Below are 25385 nucleotides of genomic sequence, written 5' to 3'. Positions count from 1 at the left end.
CTTCCGTGGTGGAGACCGGTCCGCGGCGCGGTACCGGGTGAAACCGGCAATGGATCACCTGTCGAACGACCGCGCCAGATCTGTGTGATAGCGGTCCGTGACGTTGGGATGTGCCCGCAGTCGCGACTTCAGGGCGTTGAGTCCGTACACAGAATGCAAGGTACCGCCGTGGACGTCGGTACCCACGCCTTTCGCCGCAGCAGCCAGGTCGTCGGGGAGCTCGACAGTGGGCAGCGCCTTGTCGAGACCCGGGTTGAGGAAGAACGGCAGTGACACCCGGTCGGACCCTGCCGCCGGGGGCAGTACCCGATGCACGGTTGCCTTGAGATAGCCGCCGGTGGCGACTTCGAGGAGTTCGCCGATGTTGACGATGAAGTGCCCGGGCAGCGGGTCGACGTCGAGCCAGGCACCGTCACGTTCGACCTGGAATCCGCCGCTGCCGGGTTCGGGGTACAGCAGGGTGAGCGCACCGACGTCCTTGTGGCTGCCGACGCCCTGATTCGTGATTGCCCCATCGTGACCGGGATACCGGGCGATCTTGAGGAGCGGATCGGGTTCGGCGAACCCATCGTCGAAGAAATCGGCTGGGGCTCCGAGTGATTCGGCCCAGGCACGAAGCAGGCGCATCCCGACGTCGCTGCAGCGGGTGATCCAGTCGAGGGACTCTTCGCGCAGGTGCGGCACCTGCGACGGCCACTGATTGGGCCCGTGCAGCACGTCCCACGGGCGCGTCGGATCGATGTCCGTGACGGCGTCACGCTCCGGCCCGATGTCGAGCTGCTCCCGCCAGTCGATGTATCCCTGGGTGTGTTCGCCGCCGACGCGGGTGTAGCCGCGAAAGTGCGGAGAGTAGGAGTTCTCGATCTCGAGTTTGTCGGCCTCGGGCAGCGCGAAGAATTCACGTGAGGACGCGATCAGGCGGCGCGCGCTCGACTCCTCGATGCCGTGTCCGGCGAGGTGGAAGAATCCGATTTCGTGCGTGACCGTCCGAAGGCGGTCGAGGAGCGCCTTGCGCGCGTCGTCGCTCCGACCGAGGTCGGCGAGATCGATGATGGGCAATGTTGCCGAGTCGGGCATGAGATGGATCCTTTCTGGACGCGACGCGCCGTCGCATTCAGGAACGGGTTCGGCAGCGGGTTCATTCCGTGGACGAATGCGGGGCACGGATGACTGCGGGCGGAACCGGAACGTCGAGGAGATCCTGGAATCGCCCCGGGAGGCACCATCAGAGACTGCGACAACAACACGCGGGGGCATGGATGCCTACCCTGCGTGCGCTCACGAACTGCGCGAGATCATTGCCGAACATGGTGGTCAAGGCTAATCCGAGGAACAACCCGAGGGCAAATTGTCTCGTTCACCTCACCCCATGTTGACAGCATGCTGCCGTTTTGACAGACTGTTGTCATCAATGATTTCGACGCACCACGGACAGTTCACCTCGCCCTGTACGACACACTGGCCGACTGGGAGTACGGATACGCCGTCGCGGGAATCAACGATCCCGAATTCCAGAAACGACCGGGACATTTCACGGTGGCCACGGTCGGCGCGACACGCGATCCGATCACGACGAAAGGCGGCCTGCGGATCGTTCCGGACCTGACGCTCGACGAGATCCGACCGAGCGACAGCGCCATGCTGATCCTCCCGGGCAACGAAATCTGGAACACCGATGGCTTCACCTCGTTCACCGACAAGGCCCGCGACTTCCTCGACGCCGACGCCCCGGTCGCCGCGATCTGCGGCGCTACCGGCGCCCTGGCCGCCGCCGGACTCCTCGACGATCGCACCCACACCAGCAACGCCGCCGAGTTCCTCGAAGAAGTCGGCTACGCGGGCGGCGCCCTCTACCGCGACGAACCCGCGGTGGCCGATCGGGGCCTGATCACCGCCTCCGGTGTTGCTCCCGTCCACTTCGCGCGCGCCATCTTCGAACGGCTCGACCTCTACGAGCCGGAGGTCCTCGACGCATGGTTCGCGCTGTACGCGGACCGCAACCCCGTGGGCTTCTACACGCTGATGGAACAGCACCAGTGACCACGCAGGACCACGCCGATCAAGACTTGCTCAGCGGAGTCGCGCTCGCGTCGTTCCACCTCAACGGTCAGTTCCTGGCGCTTGCCGAGACGCTGGTGCGCCCCGTCGGACTGACCGCCGCATGGTGGCAGGTCCTCGGAGCGATCCTGCACGAACCGTTGTCCGTCGCCTCGATCGCACGCGAGATGGGTATCACCAGGCAGAGCGTGCAGCGCATCGCCGATCTGCTCGTCGAGCGCGGCATGGCCGAATACCGGCCGAATCCCGCGCACCGACGTGCAAAGCTCGTGGCTCCGACCCAGACCGGACTCGACGCCGTCACCGCGCTGGACCCCGCTCACGCGGCCGCCGCCGCGCGACTCGCCGAACTGATGGGGAGGGACGAACTGGACGCGGCGCTCGACTCGATGCGGCGACTCAGCGCGGCCCTCGACGCGATCGCCGAGGACTGACCCGGATCAGCGACAGCGCTCAGGAATCAGGAACGACGCGGGAAGTGCCGCACGAGCCCTTCCTGCACCACCGTCGCCACCAACTCACCTTCGAGGGTGAAGTAACGGCCCGTCGCCATCCCCCGCGAACCCGCAGCCACTGGAGACTCCGTGGCGTACAGGTGCCAATCGTCGAAGCGCAGCGGGCGGTGGAACCAGATCGAATGGTTGACCGTGGCGGCAACGATGCGGTCCAGACCCCACGAGAGACCGTGCGTTGTCAGAATCGAATCGAGCACCGTGGTGTCGGATCCGTAAGCGAGCGTCGCGACATGGAGCATCGGATCGTCGGGGAGGTCGCCGTCGGAGCGCATCCACACCCGGTTGTGGTTCAAGCGTTCTCCGGTTCCCTTGAGCACCCACGCGGGGTCGTTCGCGTAGCGCATGTCGATGGGCTTGAGCGCACCGACGAAGTGCGGCAGCTGCTCTTCGAACCCGCGAAGCCGATCGCCGATCGGTGGAAGTGCTTCCGGCATCGGCACTTCGGGCACCTCGACCGAATGTTCGAGGCCCTTGCCCCAGCGCTGGAATGCCACGAGCATCGCGCACAGTTCGCGGCCGTCCTGCACCGCGGTCACCATGCGGTTGGCAAAATCGCGACCGTCACGATGCGAGGTGACGTGATATTCGATCGGCTCTTTGACGTCGCCGCCCCGGATGAAATGGGCATTGACGGCATGCACCGGCCGGTCCCCCACCGTGCGCCCGGCCGCAATGAGACCCTGCGAGACGAGTTGGCCTCCGAACGTACGGGCCCCGGTCTGTTGCGGGTGCTGCCCCACGAAGACGTGCTCCTCGGTCTGCTCGAGATCGAGCAGACCGAGGAGCACATCGAGGTCGCGGGGCGCATCCCCGGTGGACTCGCGGTCTGTCACCGAGTGTCCTTCTCCCCCAGTCGGTGTACGTGGATGAGGTTCGTCGACCCGGACCGTCCCGGAGGCGCACCGGCGACGATGACGACGAGATCGCCACGCTGGTACCGGCCGAGCGACAGCAACGCCAGGTCGACCTGTTCGACCATCTGATCGGTGGTGTCCACCGGTTCGACCGAGAACGTCTCGGTGCCCCATGTCAACGCAAGCTGGTTGCGGATGTGCGGCACGGGCGTGAACGCCAGGAGAGGCAGCCTGGTGTGCAGTCGCGCGAGACGGCGAACGGTGTCGCCCGACTGGGTGAACGCCACCAGAGCCTTCGCGTCGAGGCGCTCGCCGATGTCGCGCGCAGCGTAGGAAATCACGCCGCGCTTGGTGCGTGGCACATGTGTCAGTGCCGGCACATCCGTCGAGTCCGACTCGACGGCGGAGACGATCCGCGCCATCGTCTTGACGGTCTCGATCGGGAACTTGCCGACGGATGTCTCACCGGAGAGCATCACCGCGTCGGCACCGTCGAGCACCGCGTTGGCGACATCCGACGCCTCCGCGCGGGTCGGCCGCGAATTCTCGATCATCGACTCGAGCATCTGCGTCGCAACGATGACCGGCTTGGCGTTCTCCCGCGCGATCTGGATCGCGCGCTTCTGCACGAGCGGCACCTCCTCGAGGGGAAGTTCCACACCGAGGTCGCCGCGCGCCACCATCACTGCATCGAAGGCGAGGACGACGGCCTCGAGGTTCTCGATCGCCTCCGGCTTCTCGAGTTTGGCGATGACCGGGAGGCGAAGCCCGACCCGGTCCATGACCTCGTGGACGAGTTCGATGTCGGCCGGGGACCGGACGAACGAGAGAGCGATGAAGTCGACCCCGAGACGCAGTGCGAACTCGAGGTCGGCAATGTCCTTCTCCGACAGGGCCGGAACGGATACGTTCATGCCCGGAAGGGACACACCCTTGTTGTTGCTGACCGGTCCGCCTTCCGTGACACGGCAGACCACGTCGTTGCCCTCGACGGATTCGACGACGAGGCCGACCTTGCCGTCGTCGACGAGGAGTCGGTCGCCCGCAGCGGCGTCCTCCGCGAGTTGCTTGTAGGTGGTCGACACCCGATCGTGCGTGCCCTCGACATCGTCGACGGTGATGCGCACGATCTCGCCGTTCTCCCACACGGTGCGTCCCTCGGCGAAGCGCCCGAGCCGGATCTTCGGTCCTTGCAGGTCAGCGAGGATACCCACTGCATTGCCGGTGGCTTCGGCGGCCGCGCGGACGCGGTTGAAGTGGCCCTCGTGTTCTGAATATTCTCCGTGGCTGAAGTTGAGTCGGGCCACGTTCATGCCGGCATCGACGAGTTCTCGTAGAACATCGGGATCGGCTGTCGCAGGGCCCATGGTGCAAACAATCTTGGTGCGTCGGGTCACGAGACGAGCCTAGTCCCCTCGACCCTGCGCCACCATTTCGCATCGGTTACCGGCCGGTAGCCGCTGCACTAAGGTTGCAGCGGACGCCCATGGTTGTCGCGAACCTTCCCGGTGAGCATCAGGATTCCGTCGATCAGCGGCCAGATTCCGCCGATCCCGCAGGTCAGCCACGTGACAGCGATCTGTGCGATCGCGATTCCGGGCTGATCGAGATAGAAGCGGCCGGCACCGAACGCGCCGAGCAGAATCTCGAGGAGACCCGCCGTGACCTTGGATTTGTCGGAGAACGGCTCGCCTGTGTAGGGATCGCGGCCATACGGCGCAGACGGGTCGACGAATCCGACCGGAACCCCGTGATATCCGGGCGGCGGACCGTACGCACCGTACGGCTGTGGGTTTCCGTACGGGTCCTGGGGCGCGCCCGGCGGGTTCGGCGGCAAAGCCCCGGGTGTGCCACCGATCGGGTACTGCGGATCGGGTGTGCCGTAGACCGGGCCCGGCATGCCGTACTGCGGCGGAGTGAATCCCTGTTGCGGACCGCTCGGATACGTGGGCGGTGCAGCCGCGCCGAACTCTGCGCTTCCGGGTGCCGGGTAGTCGGACTGCGGGTTCTCCGTCGGCGGCGGGTAACTCGGAGTGGTGCCCCAACCCGGTCCGTTGCCCACGCCCGAGTAGGTGTCCCAACCCGGCCCCGGCGTACCGACGGATCCCCCGAGCGATTCCGCAGTGGGCGGCTGCTCGGACAGCGATGCCTGTGCGGTCGCGTCGTAGTCGAAGGTCCGGCCGAATTCGTGGGTGGCCTCGGCGGCGTTCTCCGTGGGCGACGACTGTGCTGCAGGAGACGACTGTGCTGCAGCATCGGTCTCCTTGCGCAGATCCGGCTTGTCGACGGGATCTCGCCCCGACGTGTCGTCGCGCTTGTCCGAATTACCGGGATCGGGTGTGGTCACTACTTCTCCCCCTTGCTGGAGCCGGGCGTACCGTTTCCGACCTTACCGGCGGAATCGGACTCGTCCGGATCCGGTGTGTCGTCACTCCTCGTCGACTCCGTCTGCCCGCCGACTACCTCTTCGACATCAGCATCCCTGTCACCGGCGTTCTTGTCACCGGCGTCCTTGTCCGAACCCTCGGCTCTCGTTGCACCGGGGTCGAGTGCCTCGGGCGCTTCCCTGCCCTTACGCGCAAATATCACGTATGCGACGGCGAGCACGAACACGATGCCGGAGGTGAAGGTGTTGATGCGGATGCCTGCGATCTCGGTTGCGGTGTCGGCTCGCATGAGTTCGATCCAGAATCGGCCGGCGCAATACCCGGCCACGTAGAGCGCGAAGAGCCGGCCGTGACCGATCGCGAACTTGCGATCGATGAGCACCAGCAGAACGACGACCGCCACGTTCCACAGCAGTTCGTAGAGGAATGTGGGGTGGACGACGAACGCGACCTCACCGGTCGACACGCCGTCGATCAGCCCCGGTGCGCTCCGGCCGGCATCGTCGGTGCGCTCGTAGATCTCGAGGCCCCACGGCACCGTGGTCTCACGGCCGTAGAGTTCCTGGTTGAACCAGTTCCCCAGCCGGCCGATGGCCTGCGCGAGAAGAATCGCGGGTGCGAGTGCGTCACCGAAGGCCGGCAGCGGGATCCCCCGTCGGCGGCAGCCGATCCAGGCGCCGACCGCGCCGAACGCCACAGCCCCCCAGATCCCGAGGCCACCCTCCCAGATCTTCAGGGCATCGATGGGGTCGCCGCCCTCACCGAAGTACTTCTGCCAGTCGGTCGCGACGTGGTAGAGGCGCCCGCCGATGAGACCGAACGGCACCGCCCACACGGCGATGTCGAGGACGGTGCCCGCCCGCCCACCTCGGGCGACCCAGCGGCGATCACCCCACCAGATCGCGACGACGATGCCGACGATGATGCAGAGCGCGTAGGCACGGAGGGCCAACGGACCCACGTACCAGACGCCTTGTGGTGGGCTGGGCAGATAAGCCAGGACTGCTGCAGTCGAAGTCACGACGCCACGGTAGCGGAGCGCACGCCCTTCGCGAGATCCTGTGTCAGGGCCAGCAGCGCATCGGGCCCCTGAGCGACAGCGGTGACGAGCGCCGAACCCACGATGACGCCGTCTGCGTAGCCTGCGATCTCCGCTGCCTGAGCGCCGTTACGGACACCGAGGCCGACACCGACCGGGATGTCCGAATGCGCACGGACCCGGGCAACGAGTTCGGGTGCACGATTGTCGACGGTGTTGCGCGCACCGGTCACACCCATCGTGGAGGTGGCGTAGACGAAGCCGCGGCACTGCTCGAGGGTGTTCACCAGACGCTCGTTCGTCGACGACGGCGCCACGAGGAAGGTGCGTCCGAGTCCGTACTTGTCGGATGCGGCGATCCAGTCGGCGGCCTCGTCCGGAATCAGGTCCGGGGTGATGATGCCGAGTCCACCTGCGGCCGCGAGGTCGCGGGCGAAGTTCTCCACGCCGTACTTCAACACCAGGTTCCAGTAGGTCATGACGACGGCTGCACCACCGGCTGCGCTGATGGTTTCGACTGCCGTGAACACGTCGCGTACCCTGACGCCGTTGGCGATCGCCTCGAACGCCGCTTCCTGGATGGTCGTGCCGTCCATCACCGGATCGCTGTAGGGGATGCCGACCTCGATGAGGTCGCACCCTGCCTCGACGAGAGTGGTCATGGCCTCGATCGACTTGTCGACCGTGGGGTATCCGACGGGCAGATATCCGACGAGTGCAGCACGCTTCTCGGCGCGGCAGGTTGCGAAGATCTCGGTGAGGCGTTCGTGCGGGGCGCTCACTGCGCTGCTCCTTCGGTGCTGGTCTCGTTGTCGGCGGGGAGGTACCCGAACCACTTGGCTGCGGTATCGACGTCCTTGTCGCCGCGGCCGGACAAGTTCACGAGGACGATCGCACCCTCGCCGAGTTCCGGACCCAGCTTCAGTGCACCCGCGACGGCGTGCGCGGACTCGATCGCAGGGATGATCCCCTCGGTGCGGCACAGCAATTCGAACGCGTTCATTGCTTCGGTGTCGGTGATCGCGCGGTATTCGGCGCGCCCGATGTCGTTCAGCCACGAATGCTCAGGGCCTACTCCGGGATAGTCGAGGCCCGCCGAGATCGAGTGCGACTCGATCGTCTGACCGTCCTCGTCCTGCAGCAGGTACGAATACGCGCCGTGCAGCGCTCCATGGCTACCGCCGCCGATGGTCGCGGCGTGACGGCCGGTCTCGACCCCGTCGCCGCCGGCTTCGAAGCCGACGAGCTTGACCGACGCGTCGTCGATGAAGGGGTGGAAGATTCCGATCGCATTGGAACCGCCGCCGACACACGCGACGACAGCGTCGGGCAGACGGCCGGTCAGCTCACGGACCTGCGCGCGGGCCTCGAGCCCGATGATGCGCTGGAAATCGCGGACCATTGCGGGGAACGGGTGCGGTCCGGCAGCGGTGCCGAAACAGTAGTAGGTGTTGTCGGCGTTGGTGACCCAATCGCGCATCGCCTCGTTGATTGCATCCTTGAGCGTGCGCGAGCCGGTCTTCGCAGCGATCACCTCGGCGCCGAGCAGGCGCATCCGGGCGACGTTGAGTGCCTGACGTTCGGTGTCGACCTCGCCCATGTACACGCGGCATTCGAGCCCCATCAGTGCGCACGCGGTGGCGGTCGCGACGCCGTGCTGGCCTGCTCCGGTCTCGGCGATGACACGGGTCTTACCCATGCGCTTCGCGAGCAACGCCTGGCCCAGCACATTGTTGATCTTGTGCGAGCCGGTGTGGTTGAGGTCCTCCCGCTTGAGCAGGATGCGGGCGCCCCCGGCGTGCTCGCTCAAGCGGGCGGCTTCGTAGACGGGCGACGGGCGTCCCGTGTAATCGCGCTGAAGCCGGTCGAGTTCGGCAAGGAACCCCGGATCGTTGCGCTCCTTCTCGAATGCTGCGGTGACCTCCTCGATAACCGCCATCAGCGCTTCGGGGACGTAGCGTCCGCCGAATACACCGAAATGCCCTCCGGCATCGGGTTCATGCGCAGTCGAAGTCGAGACGGCTTCGCTCATCAGGGGAAGTCCGCGACCTTTGGCGGACAGTGCGGGATCGTCTGCAGTCACATGTCCAGTCTGCCCCACCGGTGGTGCATGTTCACCGCCGGGTTGGCGGTCCGTTCCCCGGTACGAAACGCGGGCGGAATCGGCCCTCAGCGCGCCGGCTTCGGGCACGACGGGTGGGTGCCCACCGTGACGAGTTCCGCGACGGCCTGACGTGGGTCACCGCTGGTGACCAGGCCTTCGCCGACGAGCACGGCGTCGGCTCCTGCCCCCGCGTATGCAAGCAGGTCGGCAGGCCCCCGAACGCCGGACTCGGCGATCTTGAGGACCTCGGAGGGCAGCCCCGGCGCGATGCGGCCGAAGGTGTTCTTGTCGACCTCGAGCGTCTTGAGATTTCGCGCGTTGATTCCGATGACGCTGGCGCCGGCCTCGAGGGCGCGGTCGGCCTCCTCCTCGGTGTGCGCCTCGACGAGCGCAGTCATGCCGAGAGATTCGACGCGCTCGATGAGCGAGTGCAGCACCGTCTGCTCGAGTGCAGCGACGATCAGCAGCACGATGTCGGCGCCGTGCGCGCGAGCCTCATGGATCTGGTACGGGCCGACCACGAAGTCTTTGCGCAGCACCGGAATACGCACAGCACGACGCACCGCGTCGAGATCGGCAAGGCTACCGCGGAATCGACGTTCCTCCGTCAGCACGCTGATCACACGGGCCCCGCCTGCCTCGTACGCCTTGGCGAGCTCGGCCGGGTCGCCGATATCGGCGAGCGCACCCTTCGACGGGCTCGCGCGCTTCACCTCGGCGATGACGGCGATACCCGGTTCGAGCAACGCCGCCTTGGCGTCGATCGGCGAGGGCGCGGCAGCCGCGGCAGCCTTGACGGAAGCGAAGTCGACGACCGCCTCCCGAGCGGCGACGTCTGCGCGCACTCCTTCGAGAATCGAGTCGAGAACTGTCATCGTGGCTCGAGTCCTTTCGCCCCATGTCAATCCCGATGTGATCAACTTCATCGGAAGTACTGCCCAGCCTAGTCCGCCCCGCGACGCCACTCAGCGGCGGGTCCCCGATTCGCCCGAATTCGTATCGGGGTCGTTATCCGCATCGTCGTCGTCGGCGGCGATGGTCGGATCGTGCCCCGCATCGATGCTGTCCCACAGGGTCCGCTCGGTCATCGGCTCGTCCGTTTCGGCGCGGCGCGCAGCAGCCTCGCGGCGCGCCGCGGGAGCGTCGTATTTCGAGGACAGGCCCGCCTGCGCACTCGGTGTGCGCCACAGTGCGACGGCTGCGGCGAGTGCCACACACGCACCGACACCGGCGATGATCGCGGGCAGCGGGAAGACCTCGGTGGCCACCACGGTGGCACGGTCGGGCAGCCCGGCGACCTGCTCGGCGGTATCCGGATCCACCGCGGAGGTGAACAACTGCACCACCGGAATCGCCGCCGCCACCGCTACGAGCGCTACTGCGGCGGCCACGACACGCACCGCACGACCGCGCACCGCAAACGCCGCGGCCACGGCAGCTAGCAGTGCCAGGGCGAGCGGCGTGGTCGCGGCTGCCCAAGTTCCGCCGTCCAGGTCCGTGATCCGGTCGGTGCCGAGCCCGTCGGCCGAATCCACCTGCACCCAGGTCATGCGACTCGATGCCCATAGGGCTGCGGCCGCGACGACGAGCAGTACCGCGGCGAGCGCGGTCGACCGGCGCCGGACCGGCCGGGTCGAGCGTTCCGCGGCGGGTTCCGGCTGTGTGTTCTCCGGCTGCACAGGTTTCGGGTCCGTCACTCGTCGCCCCCTCCGAACGGGGCCAGGGTGGCCGCCGCGGCGACCGCGGCGAGCGCGGACATCGCCTTGTTCCGTGCCTCCGTGTCCTCGGCCTCCGGTACCGAATCGGCCACCACGCCTGCACCGGCCTGCACGTAGGCCACCCCATCCTTGACGAGGGCCGAGCGGATCGCGATCGCGGTGTCTGCATCACCCGCGAAGTCGAGGTAACCGACGATCCCGCCGTAGATCCCGCGGCGAGTCGGTTCGAGTTCCTCGATCAATTCCATCGCGCGCACCTTGGGTGCGCCCGACAGGGTGCCCGCCGGGAAGCACGCGGTCACGGCATCGAGGGCGTGCTTGCCGTCGGCAAGATGCCCGGTAACGGTCGACACGAGATGCATGACGTGGCTGTAGCGCTCGATGTGCCGGTAGTCGTGCACCTTGACGGTGCCGGGCTCACACACACGCCCCAGATCGTTGCGACCGAGATCGACGAGCATGAGGTGCTCGGCGTTCTCCTTCTCGTCGGCGATGAGATCTTTCTCGAGGAGGATGTCTTCCTCTTCGTCCTTACCGCGCCAGCGGGTGCCTGCGATGGGGTGTGTGGTGGCAACGCCGTCGGCGACCGTCACGAGCGCTTCAGGGCTGGACCCGACGATCGAGAATGCCGTCCCGCCATCGGCATCGGGGACGTGCACCAGAAACATGTACGGGCTCGGGTTCGAGGCACGCAGCATGCGGTACACATCGAACGGTTCTGCCTCACAATCGATTTCGAATCGCTGAGACAGCACTACCTGGAACGCCTCACCCGCTTCGATGTCGCGTATGAGCTTGCGTACGTCGGAGCAGAACGACTCGGTGGTGCGCTGACGCCGATAGTCGGGCTCAGGTTTCGAGAAGGTGGTGACCGTCGACGACGCGGGAGCGGCCAGGTCGGCGGTCATGCGGTCGAGTCGCGCGACGGCGTCGTCGTATGCCTCGTCCACGCGCTCGTCCGAGCCGTCCCAGTTGACCGCGTTCGCAATCAGCCAGATCGTGCCCTCATGGTGGTCGACCGCGGCGAGATCGGTCGCGAGCAACATGACCATTTCGGGGATCTGCAGATCATCGGCGGCCAGCGAAGGCAACCTCTCGAGATGACGGACGACGTCGTACCCGAGATACCCGACCATTCCGCCGGTGAGCGGCGGCAGACCATGGATGCGATCGGTGTGCAGCAACGAGAGGGTCTCGTGGAGCACCTCGATCGGATTGCCGCCCGACGGCGCGCCGCTGGGTACGTGACCGAACCATGCGGCCTCACCGTCGACGACGGTCAGCGCTGCGGGGCTCCCCGCACCGATGAACGACCAGCGCGACCACGACCGGCCGTTCTCGGCAGATTCGAGCAGGAATGTGCCGGGCCGGTCGGCCGCGAGCTTCCTGTAGGCCGACAGCGGGGTCTCCGCGTCGGCGAGCACCTTGCGGGTCACCGGGACCACGCGGTGCTCGGCCGCGAGAAGCCTGAACTGCGCACGGGAGGTCGTCGTATCGGACCACCCCCCGGCCGACGTGGTCGTGGTGGCTGCGGGAATGGTGGTGGGCTCGCCGGACATGCGCCCATCATCCCAGGCACCATCACGACGGGCTGCGCCGCGGGTCGCTGCGGCGCGTCGGCTGCCCTACGCGACCTGGAACGAGCGCTTCGCCAAACCCAGCCAGAAACCATCGATGACCTGGTCGGGTCGTTGCCCTGGGTCGCCGGACGCGCCGAGCGTGACGAACAGCGGCGCGAAGTGTTCGATTGAGGGGTGGGCATACGGCATCCCGGGTGCACGACGCTGGAAGTCGAGCAACGAATCGACGTCGCCCGCGGCCAGTTTCTCGGCGGTCCAGTGGTCGAACTCTGCCGACCAGCCCGGCGCGGGTGCCTCTGGGCGCATATCCCTCAGGAACGGCAGACCGTGAGTGGTGAACCCGGACCCGATGATCAACACCCCCTCGTCGCGCAGCGGGCGCAGCCGCTCACCCAGCGCCAGCAGACGCTGCGGGTCGAGGCTGGGCAGCGAGATCTGCAGCACGGGTATATCTGCACCCGGATACATCACCGTGAGGGGGACGTAGGCACCGTGGTCGAGACCGCGGTGAGGTTGCTGCACCACCGGCTCGTCGTCCGGCATGAGCGCCGCGACCTTGCGGGCAAGTTCCGGTGCGCCCGGTGACTCGTAGGTGACTTCGTAGAAACGGCGCGGGAACCCTCCGAAGTCGTACACGAGGGGGGTTCCGGTGGTGGTCGCACCGATGGTGAGCGGTGCCGATTCCCAATGCGCGGACACGATCAGGATCACGGTAGGGCGCGGCAGGTTCGACGACCACGCCTCCAATTGGGATACCCACAACTCGCTGTCGACGAGGGGCGGGGCACCGTGGCTGACGAACAGGGCGGGCATCGCGTTCACGAGAACTCCTAAGATTGAAGCTTCAAGTATCATACAGGGAACGTGCCCCCGAACCGATTTCATTCCCCACCGCGGGACACAACCGCCCGGTTTGACAGGCTGGACAGATCAGGATGACCCGAAGAGAGGCTTGTTCGACGATGAGCAGCGACGAACCCCGGTGGCTCGACGACCGACAGCAGAAGGCCTGGCGTTCGCTCGTGGCAGTGATCACGCGGTTACCAGCGGCGCTCGACACCCAGATGCAGCGCGACGCCGACCTCACCCACTTCGAGTATTTCGTCCTCGCCGTCCTATCGGAGGCCCCGGAGCGTCGCCTGCAACTGTCCGCGCTCGCGGAGGACGCCAACGCGTCGCTGTCCCGGCTCTCTCACGTCATCACCCGACTCGCGAAACGCGGTTGGGTCTGTCGCGAAGCCATCCCGCACAGCCGTGGGTCGTATGCCGTCCTCACCGACGACGGGTACGCCAAAGTCGTCGACACCGCGCCCGCACACGTCGACACGGTGCGGAGACTCGTCTTCGACGGTCTCGACAACGAGCAGGTAAGCACCCTCGAGACCATCGGAACCGCCCTACTTACCCAACTCGACAAAGGCATCGCCGAAGGCACCGGCAAAGCGTGAGACCTGCGGTAGCTTGACCGAATGCAAATTCGGCCATTCAACGAGAACGATCGAACCGACCTGCGCGCCTTGTTCGCACGCGCAGGACAAGGATCGCCCACCGAATCACTTTGGGGGCACACCGATTCCGAAGCAGCGGTCTATCTCGATCCGTACATGGACCTCGAACCCGCATCACTGTTCGTGGCCGATCACGGCGGAGCACTCGTCGGGTACCTCACCGGATGCATCGACACCGAGGCATTCCCGAGCGAGGACACACTCATCACCGACTCCCTCCGTCGGCACCGGCCGTTTCGCAGCAGGCAGGCCGTCACATTCTTCGGGCGCAGCATGCTCGACGCGGCCGCAGCAGCAATCCGCCGGACACCGACGGCAGGCGAGATCCACGATCCACGGTGGCCTGCGCACCTGCACATCAACGTCGCGCCGGAGACGCGCGGCAGCGGAGCCGCCGCCGGACTGATGGACGCCTGGTTCGAACGCCTACGCTCGGAACAAGTGCCGGGTTGCCACCTGCAGACACTGGTCGAAAATGTCAGGGCAGCAAGATTCTTCGAGCGAATGGGATTCGCAGCACACGGCAGCACCCCACCGGTTCCCGGACTTCGCTACGAGGGCGCCCGCGTGCACCAACTCACCATGGTCCGATCATTCTGACCACTGGCCGCACTCACCCCAGCGGCGTCCCGCCGACGCCCCAGTTCTCGCGCGGCACCTCGGTAAGAGTCACCCACACCGACGACTCGCTCTTGCCGGCAGCCTCGGCGTAGGCGCGGGTCACCGCGGCAATCACCTCGGCCTTCTTCTCGCTCGTGAGTCCGGGCGTCTGGCTGATCTGGATAAGAGGCATGGACGCACTGTAATCACAGGGAGGGCGAAGCGGTGACGTCGCTGGCGATCGCCGTGTCGGGTTCGCTGTCGATCGAACCCCTATGCTCGCGCCTACGGTGCGAGCAGCACGTCGAGGCCCCGCTCGAAGTCGGCAATCCGACGAGTGAGGGCATGGTGACCGCCGTTGACGAGTTCGGACACCCGCACGATCCCTGCCGTGTCTGCAACTTTGTTGAGGTCACGCGACGTCCAATACCAGGCAGCACTGGCGAAGGCGTTCTCCGGCGCGGCGAGCAACTCGGGATTCGCAACGAAGTCGACTCCCGTGTGCTGGCTCAACTCCTCGTAATTGTGACGGCCGGTGACCTGGATCGCGCCGCGACCCTTGTAGCGCTCTCCGTCTCCGGGCTGGGTGTTGCCGAGATCGGCCCTGCCCTCGTAGGCGCGACCGGACGCATACTCCTCGAAGGTCCTGAAGGAGTCGGATTCGACGGCGAGCTGCGCGATGAACGCCGCCTGACGGATCGGCGTGTCTATGCCGTTGTGCACCATCGCGTCGTTCAGTGGAGCAATGTACTGGTCGATCCTCTCGGCCGGGATTCCCGGCACGATCCGCCTGAGATCGTCCGAGGTGACAGCAGGTGGCCTAGGCGCCTGATCCGCGGAATCGGCCGGGGTAGCCTCCGGTGCATCGTCGGAGTCGTCCGAGGACTCGGCAGGAACGGACGACGGGGAGGCCGACGACAGGGAGGCTCCGGGGCCGGCCCACTCGCCCCCGGCAAAGGCAGGGACCTCCAGCACCTCGAGCAGATTGCCGGGCTCCTCGTACCGAGTGGGCGCCGAGGTCACCGAATCGGCATTGGCGTCGGACGTACCGAGTCCTAGGACGGCGGTGCTTGCCGTGCCGATCAAGGCCGCAGCTGCGATCGCGACACGAAAATGGCGCGAATGTGAAAGAGACATTGGTCGTGCTCCAAAATTCGACCGAATTCGGTTCGGCCTCCGGGATGGCGGCCGCGCACGTGTACCGAAGGAAGTCGTCCATCCCTGACGGATCACAATTCGGCGGCCTTGAGGTCACAACCAGGTAACGCCGCAGGTGGAACACCTTCAAGCGATCGTGCCCGACGCCACTTCGGTGACGTCAATGTGAACCACGTCTCACCACGACCGATCCGACGGGTCAGGAACATCCCACGACGCCACCCGAGAGCCACACCTCGAACCAACCGGTCGCACCCGATCCGGACGCACCTCCGGCCGAATGATCCGGAGTGATCGCCTGCGTTGCAACTTAATTCGGCGGCCGTCGACCTCCGCCGACAACTCGACCGGTCTCGCCCGGCAGGGGGTGGCGCCGGCACATCCCGCCTCGGATCCGCCTCACGAGAAGACGGACGTCGTGTGGGCCCTCAGAGACGCAATCCGACATGCTTCTGTGTCACATCGCACAGATCAAGTTCGCTATTCCACGACACGTCACGACGGTGGGATGACATGGTCTCGCTCCCGCCCCCAGCGGGCATGAAACCACCTTCTGAAACAGGAGGGTCCAAAGGGGTCTAAAGGAGCACGTCGGTGTCGAAACACGTGTGCGTACCCGTGTGACATGCCGCGCCCACCTGATCGACGACAAGCAACACGGTGTCGCCGTCACAATCGAGGCGCACCTCGTGCACGTACTGGGTATGCCCCGACGTCTCGCCCTTGACCCAGTACTCGTTGCGTGACCGCGAGAAGTAGGTGGCCTTGCGGGTGGCGAGAGTGCGCGCAAGCGCTTCGTCGTCCATCCACGCCATCATGAGCACCGCGCCGGTGCTCTTCTCCTGCACCACCGCGGCGAACAGCCCGGCCTCGTTACGCTTGAGCCGCGCGGCGATCTCCGGATTCAGGATGTCGCTCATCTGACCACAATCCCTTCTGTACGCATCGCGTCCTTGACCTCGCCGATCGTGAGCTCGCGAAAGTGGAACACGCTCGCCGCGAGCACCGCGTCGGCGCCGGCCTGCACAGCCGGCGCGAAATGCTCGACGGCACCGGCGCCACCCGAGGCGATCACGGGCACATGCACGGCCGACCGCACGGATTCGATCATCTTCAGATCGAACCCGGCCTTGGTTCCGTCGGCGTCCATCGAATTGAGCAGGATCTCCCCCACGCCGAGCTCCGCGCCGCGGCGCGCCCATTCGACCGCGTCGATGCCCGTGCCACGACGACCACCGTGGGTGGTGACCTCCCAGCCCGACGGGGTGGGTTCCTGACCGTCCGGAACAGTGCGGGCGTCGACGGACAGCACGATGCACTGGGAGCCGAATCGCTCGGACATCTCGCGCAGCACTTCCGGGCGCGCGATCGCCGCAGTATTCACCGAGACCTTGTCGGCACCCGCCCGCAACAGCCGGTCGACGTCGTCGACCGTGCGGACACCACCGCCGACAGTGAGCGGAATGAAGACCTGCTCGGCGGTACGGGTGACGACGTCGAGCATCGTGCCGCGATCACCGCTCGAGGCGGTGACATCGAGGAAGGTCAGTTCGTCGGCGCCCTGGGCGTCGTAGAGGGCGGCGAGTTCGACGGGGTCGCCGGCATCGCGCAGGTTCTCGAAGTTGACTCCCTTGACGACCCGTCCGGCGTCGACATCGAGGCAGGGGATCACTCGCACGGCGAGCGTCATTGGGATTCTCCTTCTGAACGAGACTCCGTCCTCACGGATCTCAGAATGTCCGATATTTCGTCGTGGATACCGGGCGCTGCGGCAAGCACGGATCCGCATCCGATACGCCAGGGTTTGCCCTCGAAGTCGGTGGCGATCCCGCCTGCCGCGCGGACGAGGGCCACCCCGGCCGCGTTGTCCCACGGGTGGTGACCGAACACGACCGCTCCGCCGAGCGCCCCCGACGCCGTATAGGCGAGGTCGATACCTGTCGAGCCGTGCATGCGCAGCCGCGCGACCCGCCGGCTCAGTTCGGTGATGACGGACAGCCGGGTGCGTCCGGGAACGCGACCGCGACTGTCGACGTCGAAACTGCCGACGGCGATCATGTGGTCTTCGAGCCGCTGAGGCTCGAGCCGTTTGCGGGGCTCACCGTTGAACAGCAGCGGACCGTCGACCACCGCAGAGAACCTGTGGCCTGTCAGCGGCATCCACGTCAGGCCCACCACCGGCTCGCCGTCGTCGACGAGCGACAGCAGGATCCCCGCGGTGGGGAGTCCGGCCGAGTAATTGACGGTGCCGTCGATGGGGTCGAGCAGCCACACGGTCCCGCTGCTCGCAGACGGCCCCCCGAACTCCTCGCCGTGCACAGCGATACCCGTGCGCTCCGCGAGCTCGCCGCTGATGCGGCGTTCCAGTTCGAGATCGAGCTCGGTGGCGAAGTCGTTGCGCCCCTTGTCCACCGACCGCGGTGCTCCATGGCCGGTGACGAAACGTTCGGACACACCGTCGAGCACCTCGGTCGCCACAGCGAGGAGGTGTTCGCGGTCCGTGTTCGCGGCCATCGACGTCAGCGCGAAACCGCGTCGAGTGCTTCGGGCAAGGTGAAGCGGCCGGCGTAGAGCGCTTTGCCGATGATCGCGCCCTCGATGCCTTCGTCGACGAGCGCGGCGATCGCACGCAGATCGTCGACGGTCGACACGCCACCGGAGGCGACGACCGGAGCGTTGGTGGCGTTGCACACCGAGCCGAGCAGATCGAGGTTGGGGCCGCTGAGGGTGCCGTCCTTGGTCACGTCCGTGACGACATACCGGGAACAACCCTCGCTGTTGAGCCTCTCGAGTGTCTCCCACAGGTCGCCACCGTCGGACACCCACCCGCGCCCACGGAGACGCCATTCGCCGTCCATGAGCTTGACGTCCAGGCCGACGGCGATGCGGTCGCCGTGCTCGCCGATGACCCGTGCACACCACTCGGGATTCTCGATGGCGGCGGTGCCGAGGTTCACCCGCGCGCAGCCGGTCGCGAGGGCCGCTGCGAGAGTGTCGTCGTCGCGGATGCCACCGGACAGTTCGACCGACACGTCGAGTTCGCCGACGACCTGCGCGATGAGTTCACGGTTGTCGCCGCGACCGAAGGCCGCGTCGAGATCGACCATATGTACCCATTCGGCGCCTGCGTTCTGCCATTCGAAGGCGGCGTCGCGCGGAGAACCGTAGCCGGTCTCGCTGCCCGCCTCTCCCTGGACGAGGCGAACTGCTTCACCGTTGGCAACGTCGACTGCAGGCAAAAGGACCAGGCTCACTGCGCCTACAGTAGTGCCTGTCGTATCGAACCTCGAAAGCGACTCGGCGGGATCGAGCCACGGGGGACCGCCACCGGGCCCGGCGTCATCGACGCGGACACGCCGGTGCTCACTCAGAGGCGTCCGCCAGTGCACGACACGTAGGCGTGTCGTATCCGGTGTAGTCGGCCACGTGTCCCTCGAACAGGACCGTCCCACCGTGTCGGCCGGGCCCGGGGCCGAGGTCGATCAGCCAGTCGGCACGGCGGATGACGTCGAGGTTGTGCTCGATGACCACCACATCGTTCCCCAACTCGACGAGCCTGTCGAGAACGTGCAGCAAGGCGTCGATGTCGCTCATGTGCAGCCCGGTGGTCGGTTCGTCGAGGACATAGGTGGTGGTCTGTGCCACCTCCCGCAGTTCCTTGGCGATCTTGACTCGTTGGCATTCCCCTCCCGAGAGCGTGCTCAACGACTGCGCCAGGCGCAGATAGCCCAGGCCGACCGCCGCGAGCTGTTCCAGCGCACGGGCGATACCCTTGTCGGGCAATCGGGAAACGGCCTGCTCGACGGTCAGGTCGTCCACGTCCGCGATGGACAGCCCGTCGACTGTGTGCGCGAGGACCTCGGGTGTGTATCGGCGTCCGTGGCATGTCTCGCACACGACTTCCTGGCCCTCCATGAACGCGAGATCGGTGTAGATCACGCCGGTGCCCTTGCAGTCTGGGCACCCGCCGTCGGAGTTGGCACTGAACAGACTCGCGGGCACGTCGTTGCGGCGCGCGAACAGTCTCCGGATCGCGGGTGCAATACCGGTGTAGGTGATCGGGGTGGAACGCCGGTTGGTGCTCACAGGCTTCTGGTCGATCACGATTGCCTCGTGTTGGTCGACGAGTTCCGTAGCAAGACTGGACTTCCCGGATCCCGCAACGCCGGTGAGCACGGTCATCACGCCCCTGGGGATCTGCACGGTGAGATGCTGCAGATTGTTGCGTCGTGCGTCGGCGACGGTGAGGGACCCGGTCGCGGGCCGTGGTGCACGCTCGGGTAGTGCTCGTCGACGCAAGACACGTCCGGTCGGAGTGTCGGCGCGGCGCAGGTCGTCGAATGTCCCTTGGAACACGAGTCGGCCACCGGCCGCGCCGGCGCCCGGACCGATCTCGATCACCTCGTCCGCCCGGGCCATCACCGCGGGATCGTGTTCGACGACCAGCACACTGTTACCACTCCTGCAGAGGTGTTCGAGCAGTTCGACCATCGACTCGACATCGCTCGGGTGCAGCCCCACCGTCGGTTCGTCGACCACGTAGGTCATCTCGGTCAGGCTCGATCCGAGGTGTCGGACCGTCTTGATGCGCTGGGATTCGCCGCCGGACAGGCTCGTGGTCGGGCGAGCGAGCGTCAGGTACCCGAGTCCGATCTTCACCATGGCGTCGAGCCGTTCTGTCAGCGCGGTGACCACCGGCGCGACGTGGGCGGAATCGATGGTGCGGACGAGGTCGAGGAGTTCGGCGACCTCGAGGCGGGACATCTCGCCGGGGGTGCGGCCGAGCAAGACCGCGGTGCGGGCGGCTTTGTTCAGCCGGTCGCCGTCGCATTCGGGACAGGTCTGCGATCTCGTGAAGCGGCGGATGGTGTCTTGTTTGCGTTCGGACAGATTGTCGGAGGTGTGCAGGTAGATGCGTTCGAATCGCGGGACGACGCCCTCGTACTCCTTCGGCGTCCTGCGGCCCAGCTTCGCCGCGGCCTCACCGCCGTACAAGAGTGCGTTGCGTTCGGCCTCGCTCCATTGCCGGAGCGGGGTTCGAGCGTCGAACGTGCCGATATCGGCGTACAACGAGTACCAGTACCCACCGTGGCCGAAGCCCGGGAGCACGATGCCGCCGTCGGCGAGCGACTTGTCGAGGTCCAGGAAGCGTTCGACCGCACTGGCGACGACTTCCCCCAGTCCCGAGCAGGTGGGACACATTCCCGCGGGGTCGTTGAACGAGAAGCAATTCGATTCGCCCACGTGCGGTGTCCCGATGCGCGAGTACAGCAATCGCAAGTAGGTCCAGGTATCGGTGATGGTGCCGACGGTCGAACGGGCGTTTCCGCCGATCCTGCGCTGATCGATGACGATGACAGGGGTCAGACCCGCGATGTGTTCGGCGTCGGGCCGGCTCCATTTCGGCAGTCGGTTCCTGGTGAACGGCGGGAACGTCTCGCCCAGCTGGTATCCCGCCTCGGCGGCGATCGTGTCGAACACCAGCGACGATTTGCCCGAGCCGGACACCCCGACGACGACGACCAGCCGGTGCCGCGGGATGTCGAGGTCGAGGTCGGCCAGGTTGTTGGTGTGTGCCCGGCGGACGGTGATGTGTCGCGTTGGTGCCATACGTCGACGGTACGACCGGATGCGGCCGGATCCTGACCGCATTTTCGGGAAGAATCGGGAGATGGCCGATGTGACGGAACGGATGCTCGCGCTGCTGTCTCTCCTGCAGACCGGTCGCGCGATCGGCGGCGACGAACTCGCACGCCGGCTCGAAGTCAGTCCGCGGACGGTGCGCCGCGACGTCGACCGTCTTCGCGGGTACGGGTACCCGGTCGAGACACAGCCCGGCCCCGGCGGTTTCTACCGACTCGCCGCCGGGCGAACGATGCCACCGCTCGTTCTCGACGACGACGAGGCCGTCGCCACACTGCTGGCACTCGCCGCACTCGCCGCTGTGGGGCCCGCGGAAGGTGGCATCGTCGATGCCGCGCCGAACGGCATCGACGATGCCGCGACCCGCGCGTACGGCAAACTCGACCAGTTCCTTCCCACTCGACTCCGCCCGCTGCTCACCGCGATCCGTGCCGGACTGGAGACCAGCCCCCAGCAGGCACCGACGGTGACCGCACAGCACCTGAGCACTATCGCCGAGGCCATCACGCACCGGGAGACGATCACCTTCCGCTATGTCGACGCAGCGGGGAACACCACCGAGCGACGCGTCGACCCGTACCGCCAGATCCACCATCTCCTGCGCTGGTACCTGTTGGGCTGGGACACCCGCCGCAAGGACTGGCGCGTCTTCCGGGTCGACCGCGTGCACGAACCGGTCCGTACCGGCCACCGCTACCCGATACGGGATCTACCGGCCGACTCGGCGTCGGAATACCTTCGCCAGAACTTCAGCCGAGGTAAGGAAACGGTGCATCTGCTGGTCGATGCGCCGGCCGAGCACGTCGTCGACACACTGAAGTTCCAGGACGCTCGGATCCGCTCCGCGAACGACGATCACACCGCTGTCGGCCTCGATGTGGACTCGTGGCAGTGGCTCGTCCTCGTCCTGGCCTTCGTCGATGCCGACTTCAGGATCGATGGCAGCGAGGCGCTTCTACGCTCGTGCCGGCTGTTCGCGCAGCGATTGTCTGCCGCAACGGACGATTCCCGCACCGACCCGGCCTTGCGGCCCGATAAGCTCGGCGGATGGCACCACTGAACCCTGATCTCGCAGGTCGGGTCTTCCCACCGACGAACTATCTCGTCGGCCGCGAGAAGATCCGTGAATTCGCCCGCGCCGTGCGCTCGACGAACCCGCTCCATCATGACGTCGAGGCATCCCGCGCAGCCGGGTTCGCCGATGTGGTCGCACCACCGACCTTCAGCACCGTGGTGCTGGGTCCGGCCGTGACCCAGCTGATGGAGTCCCCCGGCACCGGCATCGAGCTGCACCGGGTCGTCCACGGTTCGGAGAAGATCGAATACCGCCGGCCCATCGTCGCAGGCGACGACCTGTCGACCACGTTGACCATCGTCGACGTGTCCGAGCGCGCGGGTAATTCCTTCCTCTCGACGATCTGCGAAGTCTGCGACGCGACCGGTGCACCGGTCGCGACGGTGACCTCGAGTTTCCTGCATCGGGGTGACGCATGAGCCTGCCCACCCGCCGCGCGTTCGGCGACCTCGAGGTCGGTGCCGTCGTCGCCAAGGCCGAACCGAGAATCACCCGCGACGACCTGGTGCGCTATGCGGGCGCATCGGTCGATTTGAATCCGATCCACTACAACGACGTCACCGCAGCCGAGGTCGGCCTCCCCGGGGTGCTCGCGCACGGGATGTTCACTGCAGCCCTGGCGCTGCAGGTGGTGGTGGACTGGATCGGCGATCCCACCGCGGTGATCTCGTACGAGACACGGTTCACGCGACCAGTGGTCGTCGACCCGGTCGACGGCGCGACCCTGTCGGTCTCCGCCAAGGTCGCCCGACTCGACCCCGACGGACACACGGCGCGGATCGACATCACGGTGAGCTACGAGGGCCGCACCGTCCTCGGGAAGACACAGGCCCAGGTCCGATTTTCGCCCTGATCCGAGCCCCGGTCCCGGTTCACCGCGTGAGCGGAGTCCTGTCCGTGAGACCGGACAGGATCTCCGGCAACGGTGCGCGGTGCAGGACCCCGAGACGCTGGGTGGCACGGGTCAGCGCAACATACAACTCCGCTGCCCCGCGCGGTCCCTCGGCGAGGATCCGTTCGGGTTCGACGACGAGGACCGCGTCGAATTCGAGACCCTTGGTCTCCGAGGGCAGCACCGCGCCGGGGACGTCCGGCGGACCGATCACGACGCTCGTCCCTTCCATGAGGGCTTCGTCCCTCACGAATTCTTCTACAGCGAGCCCTGATTCGTCACCGTTCACGAGTCTCGCCCAGGGCGCCGAACCCGAGGCACGGACCGATTCCGGCGGCGCGACGCCGGGTGCGAACTCGGCAAGCACACTCGCCGCGACCTCCATGATCTCGGCGGGTGTCCGGTAGTTCACGGTCAACGATCGGTACATCCACCGTCCGGGGACGTACGGCTCGAGCATCTCGCCCCACGACGTCGCCCCCGCCGCCGATCGACGCTGAGCGAGATCACCGACGATCGTGAAGGATCGCCCCGGACAGCGACGCATCAGCACTCTCCAGTCCATCTCGGACAGTTCCTGAGCTTCGTCGACGACGACGTGCCGGTAGGTCCATTCCCGATCCGCTGCAGCGCGTTCGGCGAGGTCGCGGGTGTCACGCTCGGCGAAACGACCCGCCAGATCGGAGCCGTAGAGCATGTCCTGCGCGAACAGGTGGTCCTCGTCGTCCATGTGGTCTTCACGGTTCACCAGGACGTCCAGCACTCCGGCTGCGTAGTCGGCCTCGGCCGCGAGTTCGCGTTCCGCGCTGTCGTCGACGGGGCCGGTACGTCCGAGGAGGTCGACGAGTTCGTCGAGCAGCGGTACGTCGGAGACCGTCCATGCGTGGCCGTCCGCGCGCCACAGCGCACTATCGGCACCGGCTGCGCGCAGCCGTGCCTCCGACGTGTAGAGCTGCGCCAACAACTCCTCCGGCGTCATGATCGGCCAGAGTTCGTCCAACGCGGTCGTAAACCGTTCGTGCTCTTCGAGTTCGACGCTCAGGTCCGAGCGCATGTCCTCCCATGCCTGCTTGTCGGACCGGTCCAGCCATCCGCGGCCGATCCGTGCGATGGCCCGTTCGGTGAGCACCCACGTGACGATGTCGGCGAAGACCGCGCGTGCCTCGTTGTGCGGCAGTCCGCTCGCCCGCGCTTCGTCGATCGCCCATTCGGCGGTCCCGGCGTCGATACGCACCGTGACGTCGGCCAATTCGATCATGATCGGGTCTTGCGGCTGCTGTTGCCTGTCGGCGATCGCTGCGGCGAGCACGTCGAGAATTGTCGACGACCCCTTGAGCCGCGCCACGTCCGGCGCGTCCTCCGCGGTGACGTGCAGTCCGGGAACCAGGTCTCCCGTGGTCGTGAACACCACGTCGGTCTCACCGAGCGACGGCAGCACGCGCCCGATGTGCTGCAGGAACTCCGGGTTGGGTCCGACGACGAGCACGCCGTGGCGCTCCATCCGTTCGCGCTGGGTGTAGAGCAGGTAGGCGACACGATGCAGCGCCACTACCGTCTTGCCGGTGCCGGGCCCTCCCTCGATCACGAGCACGCCCGGGTGGTCGAGTCGGATGATCTCGTCCTGTTCGGCCTGAATCGTCGCGACGATGTCGCGCATGCCGTCGCCGCGCGGCGCGGTGACCGCGGCGAGCAGGGCCGAGTCTCCGGTGTCGTCGTCCGACGGATGCCCGAGTGATTCATCGGTGAAGTCGACGATCTCCCGTCCACGGGTGTGGAACTGGCGGCGTCGACGCATGCCTTCGGGATTCGCCGCGGTTGCCACATAGAACGGCCGTGCAGCCGGTGCCCGCCAGTCGAGCAGCAGCGACTCGTAGTCGTTCGCCTCGTCGAGGAGCCCGATCCTGCCGATGTATGAGCGCTCGCCCGACGCTGCGTCCAGCCGTCCGAAGCACAGTCCGGCGTCTGCCACGTCCAATCGTGCGATCGCCCGGGCCTGCGCGCGCACCTCGACGTCGCGTTCCATGGGTGAGTGCCCGCTGTCACCCAGCGCCGCGTCGTATCGTGCCTTCGCTGCGGCCCGTTCCGAATCGAGCTGCGCGTGGAGCCGTGCCACGTACCGCTGTTCGGACTGTAGTTCCTTTTCGTGGTCCTGCTTCTCCTGCTGTTCGTGTCGAGTCGTGTGTGTGTCGTCGAGCGTCATGAAGATTTCTTCCCCTCTCCCGGCCGGGCACAACCGTGACGTGCACGGATCCGG

General features: G+C 66.5%; 26 protein-coding genes. 7 read left to right on the top strand and 19 right to left on the bottom strand.

What is annotated here, in order from left to right; translation table 11 throughout:
• Positions 1 to 54: 54 nt before the first annotated feature.
• Entirely contained in the window at positions 55 to 1077 is a 1023-nt protein-coding gene (locus Q7514_RS20855; protein ID WP_330135163.1) for an isopenicillin N synthase family dioxygenase, read from the bottom strand.
• Positions 1078 to 1407: 330 nt separating this feature from the next.
• Between Q7514_RS20855 and Q7514_RS20850 the strand changes: the two genes are divergently transcribed.
• Positions 1408 to 2040: a DJ-1/PfpI family protein gene (locus Q7514_RS20850; protein WP_330135260.1), complete on the top strand. Its 633-nt coding sequence runs from the start codon at positions 1408 to 1410 to the stop codon at positions 2038 to 2040.
• Entirely contained in the window at positions 2037 to 2492 is a 456-nt protein-coding gene (locus tag Q7514_RS20845) for a MarR family winged helix-turn-helix transcriptional regulator (protein WP_330135162.1), read from the top strand. Before Q7514_RS20850 ends, Q7514_RS20845 begins: the two co-directional genes overlap by 4 nt.
• A gap of 26 nt (positions 2493 to 2518) precedes the next feature.
• On the opposite strand, the gene Q7514_RS20840 is transcribed toward Q7514_RS20845, so the two are convergent.
• The 10 genes from Q7514_RS20840 to Q7514_RS20795 all read right to left on the bottom strand — a co-directional run bounded on the left by Q7514_RS20840 (position 2519) and on the right by Q7514_RS20795 (position 13068).
• A complete protein-coding gene (locus tag Q7514_RS20840; RefSeq protein WP_330135161.1) occupies positions 2519 to 3406 on the bottom strand; it encodes an acyl-CoA thioesterase in 888 nt (295 codons plus the stop codon).
• The gene (gene pyk / locus Q7514_RS20835; protein ID WP_330135160.1) at positions 3403 to 4824 is read right to left on the bottom strand and encodes a pyruvate kinase; all 1422 of its coding nucleotides are present in this window, start codon (positions 4822 to 4824) and stop codon (positions 3403 to 3405) included. The genes Q7514_RS20840 and pyk overlap by 4 nt, the downstream gene beginning before the upstream one ends.
• Before the next feature lie 68 nt (positions 4825 to 4892).
• Positions 4893 to 5774 carry a TM2 domain-containing protein gene (locus Q7514_RS20830; RefSeq protein ID WP_408016142.1) on the bottom strand — a complete coding sequence of 294 codons (882 nt, stop codon included), beginning with the start codon at positions 5772 to 5774 and terminating at the stop codon, positions 4893 to 4895.
• The gene (lgt, locus tag Q7514_RS20825; protein WP_330135159.1) at positions 5774 to 6835 is read right to left on the bottom strand and encodes a prolipoprotein diacylglyceryl transferase; all 1062 of its coding nucleotides are present in this window, start codon (positions 6833 to 6835) and stop codon (positions 5774 to 5776) included. Before lgt ends, Q7514_RS20830 begins: the two co-directional genes overlap by 1 nt.
• Positions 6832 to 7635, bottom strand: coding sequence for a tryptophan synthase subunit alpha (gene trpA, locus Q7514_RS20820; protein ID WP_330135158.1), 804 nt, complete (start codon positions 7633 to 7635; stop codon positions 6832 to 6834). Before trpA ends, lgt begins: the two co-directional genes overlap by 4 nt.
• Positions 7632 to 8885: a tryptophan synthase subunit beta gene (gene trpB, locus Q7514_RS20815; RefSeq protein WP_330135258.1), complete on the bottom strand. Its 1254-nt coding sequence runs from the start codon at positions 8883 to 8885 to the stop codon at positions 7632 to 7634. Before trpB ends, trpA begins: the two co-directional genes overlap by 4 nt.
• Positions 8886 to 9022: 137 nt before the next feature.
• Entirely contained in the window at positions 9023 to 9832 is an 810-nt protein-coding gene (gene trpC, locus Q7514_RS20810) for an indole-3-glycerol phosphate synthase TrpC (RefSeq protein ID WP_330135157.1), read from the bottom strand.
• Positions 9833 to 9922: 90 nt separating this feature from the next.
• On the bottom strand, positions 9923 to 10636 hold the full coding sequence (locus Q7514_RS20805) for a TIGR02234 family membrane protein (RefSeq protein WP_330135257.1): 714 nt from the start codon (positions 10634 to 10636) through the stop codon (positions 9923 to 9925).
• 14 nt (positions 10637 to 10650) lie between these two features.
• Positions 10651 to 12234, bottom strand: coding sequence for an anthranilate synthase component I (locus Q7514_RS20800; protein ID WP_330135156.1), 1584 nt, complete (start codon positions 12232 to 12234; stop codon positions 10651 to 10653).
• Between the two features lie 66 nt (positions 12235 to 12300).
• On the bottom strand, positions 12301 to 13068 hold the full coding sequence (locus Q7514_RS20795; RefSeq protein ID WP_330135256.1) for a dioxygenase family protein: 768 nt from the start codon (positions 13066 to 13068) through the stop codon (positions 12301 to 12303).
• 149 nt (positions 13069 to 13217) lie between these two features.
• On the opposite strand from Q7514_RS20795, the gene Q7514_RS20790 reads away from it, so the two are divergent.
• A complete protein-coding gene (locus Q7514_RS20790; RefSeq protein ID WP_330135155.1) occupies positions 13218 to 13703 on the top strand; it encodes a MarR family winged helix-turn-helix transcriptional regulator in 486 nt (161 codons plus the stop codon).
• A gap of 21 nt (positions 13704 to 13724) precedes the next feature.
• The gene (locus Q7514_RS20785; protein WP_330135154.1) at positions 13725 to 14363 is read left to right on the top strand and encodes a GNAT family N-acetyltransferase; all 639 of its coding nucleotides are present in this window, start codon (positions 13725 to 13727) and stop codon (positions 14361 to 14363) included.
• 13 nt (positions 14364 to 14376) lie between these two features.
• Here Q7514_RS20785 and Q7514_RS20780 read toward each other — a convergent pair whose 3' ends face one another.
• The 7 genes from Q7514_RS20780 to Q7514_RS20750 form a co-directional block, all read right to left on the bottom strand.
• The gene (locus tag Q7514_RS20780; protein ID WP_330135153.1) at positions 14377 to 14556 is read right to left on the bottom strand and encodes a tautomerase family protein; all 180 of its coding nucleotides are present in this window, start codon (positions 14554 to 14556) and stop codon (positions 14377 to 14379) included.
• 92 nt (positions 14557 to 14648) lie between these two features.
• Positions 14649 to 15500, bottom strand: a complete 852-nt coding sequence (locus Q7514_RS20775; protein ID WP_330135152.1) for a glycoside hydrolase family 19 protein — start codon at positions 15498 to 15500, stop codon at positions 14649 to 14651.
• Between the two features lie 599 nt (positions 15501 to 16099).
• Positions 16100 to 16441 (bottom strand): phosphoribosyl-AMP cyclohydrolase, encoded by a 342-nt coding sequence (hisI, locus tag Q7514_RS20770; protein WP_330135151.1) that lies wholly within the window; start codon positions 16439 to 16441, stop codon positions 16100 to 16102.
• Complete coding sequence (gene hisF / locus Q7514_RS20765; protein ID WP_330135150.1) at positions 16438 to 17211, bottom strand: imidazole glycerol phosphate synthase subunit HisF; 774 nt, start codon at positions 17209 to 17211, stop codon at positions 16438 to 16440. Before hisF ends, hisI begins: the two co-directional genes overlap by 4 nt.
• The gene (locus tag Q7514_RS20760) at positions 17208 to 18035 is read right to left on the bottom strand and encodes an inositol monophosphatase family protein (protein ID WP_330135149.1); all 828 of its coding nucleotides are present in this window, start codon (positions 18033 to 18035) and stop codon (positions 17208 to 17210) included. Before Q7514_RS20760 ends, hisF begins: the two co-directional genes overlap by 4 nt.
• A gap of 5 nt (positions 18036 to 18040) precedes the next feature.
• A complete protein-coding gene (priA, locus tag Q7514_RS20755) occupies positions 18041 to 18775 on the bottom strand; it encodes a bifunctional 1-(5-phosphoribosyl)-5-((5-phosphoribosylamino)methylideneamino)imidazole-4-carboxamide isomerase/phosphoribosylanthranilate isomerase PriA (RefSeq protein WP_330135148.1) in 735 nt (244 codons plus the stop codon).
• 109 nt (positions 18776 to 18884) lie between these two features.
• A complete protein-coding gene (locus tag Q7514_RS20750; RefSeq protein ID WP_330135147.1) occupies positions 18885 to 21131 on the bottom strand; it encodes an ATP-binding cassette domain-containing protein in 2247 nt (748 codons plus the stop codon).
• A 61-nt stretch (positions 21132 to 21192) separates the two neighbouring features.
• On the opposite strand from Q7514_RS20750, the gene Q7514_RS20745 reads away from it, so the two are divergent.
• The 3 genes from Q7514_RS20745 to Q7514_RS20735 are packed head-to-tail and all read left to right on the top strand — an operon-like array spanning position 21193 to position 23092.
• Positions 21193 to 22224, top strand: coding sequence for a helix-turn-helix transcriptional regulator (locus Q7514_RS20745; RefSeq protein ID WP_330135146.1), 1032 nt, complete (start codon positions 21193 to 21195; stop codon positions 22222 to 22224).
• Positions 22212 to 22658, top strand: a complete 447-nt coding sequence (locus Q7514_RS20740; protein WP_330135145.1) for an FAS1-like dehydratase domain-containing protein — start codon at positions 22212 to 22214, stop codon at positions 22656 to 22658. The genes Q7514_RS20745 and Q7514_RS20740 overlap by 13 nt, the downstream gene beginning before the upstream one ends.
• On the top strand, positions 22655 to 23092 hold the full coding sequence (locus Q7514_RS20735; protein ID WP_330135144.1) for a MaoC/PaaZ C-terminal domain-containing protein: 438 nt from the start codon (positions 22655 to 22657) through the stop codon (positions 23090 to 23092). Before Q7514_RS20740 ends, Q7514_RS20735 begins: the two co-directional genes overlap by 4 nt.
• A 19-nt stretch (positions 23093 to 23111) precedes the next feature.
• Here the strand turns inward: Q7514_RS20735 and helR are convergent, their stop codons facing one another.
• A complete protein-coding gene (gene helR / locus Q7514_RS20730) occupies positions 23112 to 25331 on the bottom strand; it encodes an RNA polymerase recycling motor ATPase HelR (RefSeq protein ID WP_330135143.1) in 2220 nt (739 codons plus the stop codon).
• Positions 25332 to 25385 lie beyond the last annotated feature (54 nt).

This window comes from Rhodococcus artemisiae (assembly GCF_036327795.1).
GTDB classification, from domain to species: Bacteria; Actinomycetota; Actinomycetes; order Mycobacteriales; family Mycobacteriaceae; genus Rhodococcus; species Rhodococcus artemisiae.
The sequence above is the reverse complement of the archived record's forward strand: the minus strand, read 5'-3'. Positions and strand labels throughout refer to the sequence as shown.

What these genes read in the sequence shown, in the direction of transcription:
- Q7514_RS20855 (WP_330135163.1), bottom strand. Translation starts at nt 1,077, where the DNA reads ATGCCCGACTCGGCAACATTGCCCATCATCGATCTCGCCGACCTCGGT.
- trpB (WP_330135258.1), bottom strand. Translation starts at nt 8,885, where the DNA reads ATGAGCGAAGCCGTCTCGACTTCGACTGCGCATGAACCCGATGCCGGA.
- trpC (WP_330135157.1), bottom strand. Translation starts at nt 9,832, where the DNA reads ATGACAGTTCTCGACTCGATTCTCGAAGGAGTGCGCGCAGACGTCGCC.
- Q7514_RS20800 (WP_330135156.1), bottom strand. Translation starts at nt 12,234, where the DNA reads ATGTCCGGCGAGCCCACCACCATTCCCGCAGCCACCACGACCACGTCG.
- Q7514_RS20795 (WP_330135256.1), bottom strand. Translation starts at nt 13,068, where the DNA reads ATGCCCGCCCTGTTCGTCAGCCACGGTGCCCCGCCCCTCGTCGACAGC.
- Q7514_RS20790 (WP_330135155.1), top strand. Translation starts at nt 13,218, where the DNA reads ATGAGCAGCGACGAACCCCGGTGGCTCGACGACCGACAGCAGAAGGCC.
- Q7514_RS20785 (WP_330135154.1), top strand. Translation starts at nt 13,725, where the DNA reads ATGCAAATTCGGCCATTCAACGAGAACGATCGAACCGACCTGCGCGCC.
- Q7514_RS20780 (WP_330135153.1), bottom strand. Translation starts at nt 14,556, where the DNA reads ATGCCTCTTATCCAGATCAGCCAGACGCCCGGACTCACGAGCGAGAAG.
- Q7514_RS20775 (WP_330135152.1), bottom strand. Translation starts at nt 15,500, where the DNA reads ATGTCTCTTTCACATTCGCGCCATTTTCGTGTCGCGATCGCAGCTGCG.
- hisI (WP_330135151.1), bottom strand. Translation starts at nt 16,441, where the DNA reads ATGAGCGACATCCTGAATCCGGAGATCGCCGCGCGGCTCAAGCGTAAC.
- hisF (WP_330135150.1), bottom strand. Translation starts at nt 17,211, where the DNA reads ATGACGCTCGCCGTGCGAGTGATCCCCTGCCTCGATGTCGACGCCGGA.
- Q7514_RS20760 (WP_330135149.1), bottom strand. Translation starts at nt 18,035, where the DNA reads ATGGCCGCGAACACGGACCGCGAACACCTCCTCGCTGTGGCGACCGAG.
- Q7514_RS20750 (WP_330135147.1), bottom strand. Translation starts at nt 21,131, where the DNA reads ATGGCACCAACGCGACACATCACCGTCCGCCGGGCACACACCAACAAC.
- Q7514_RS20745 (WP_330135146.1), top strand. Translation starts at nt 21,193, where the DNA reads ATGGCCGATGTGACGGAACGGATGCTCGCGCTGCTGTCTCTCCTGCAG.
- Q7514_RS20740 (WP_330135145.1), top strand. Translation starts at nt 22,212, where the DNA reads ATGGCACCACTGAACCCTGATCTCGCAGGTCGGGTCTTCCCACCGACG.
- Q7514_RS20735 (WP_330135144.1), top strand. Translation starts at nt 22,655, where the DNA reads ATGAGCCTGCCCACCCGCCGCGCGTTCGGCGACCTCGAGGTCGGTGCC.
- helR (WP_330135143.1), bottom strand. Translation starts at nt 25,331, where the DNA reads ATGACGCTCGACGACACACACACGACTCGACACGAACAGCAGGAGAAG.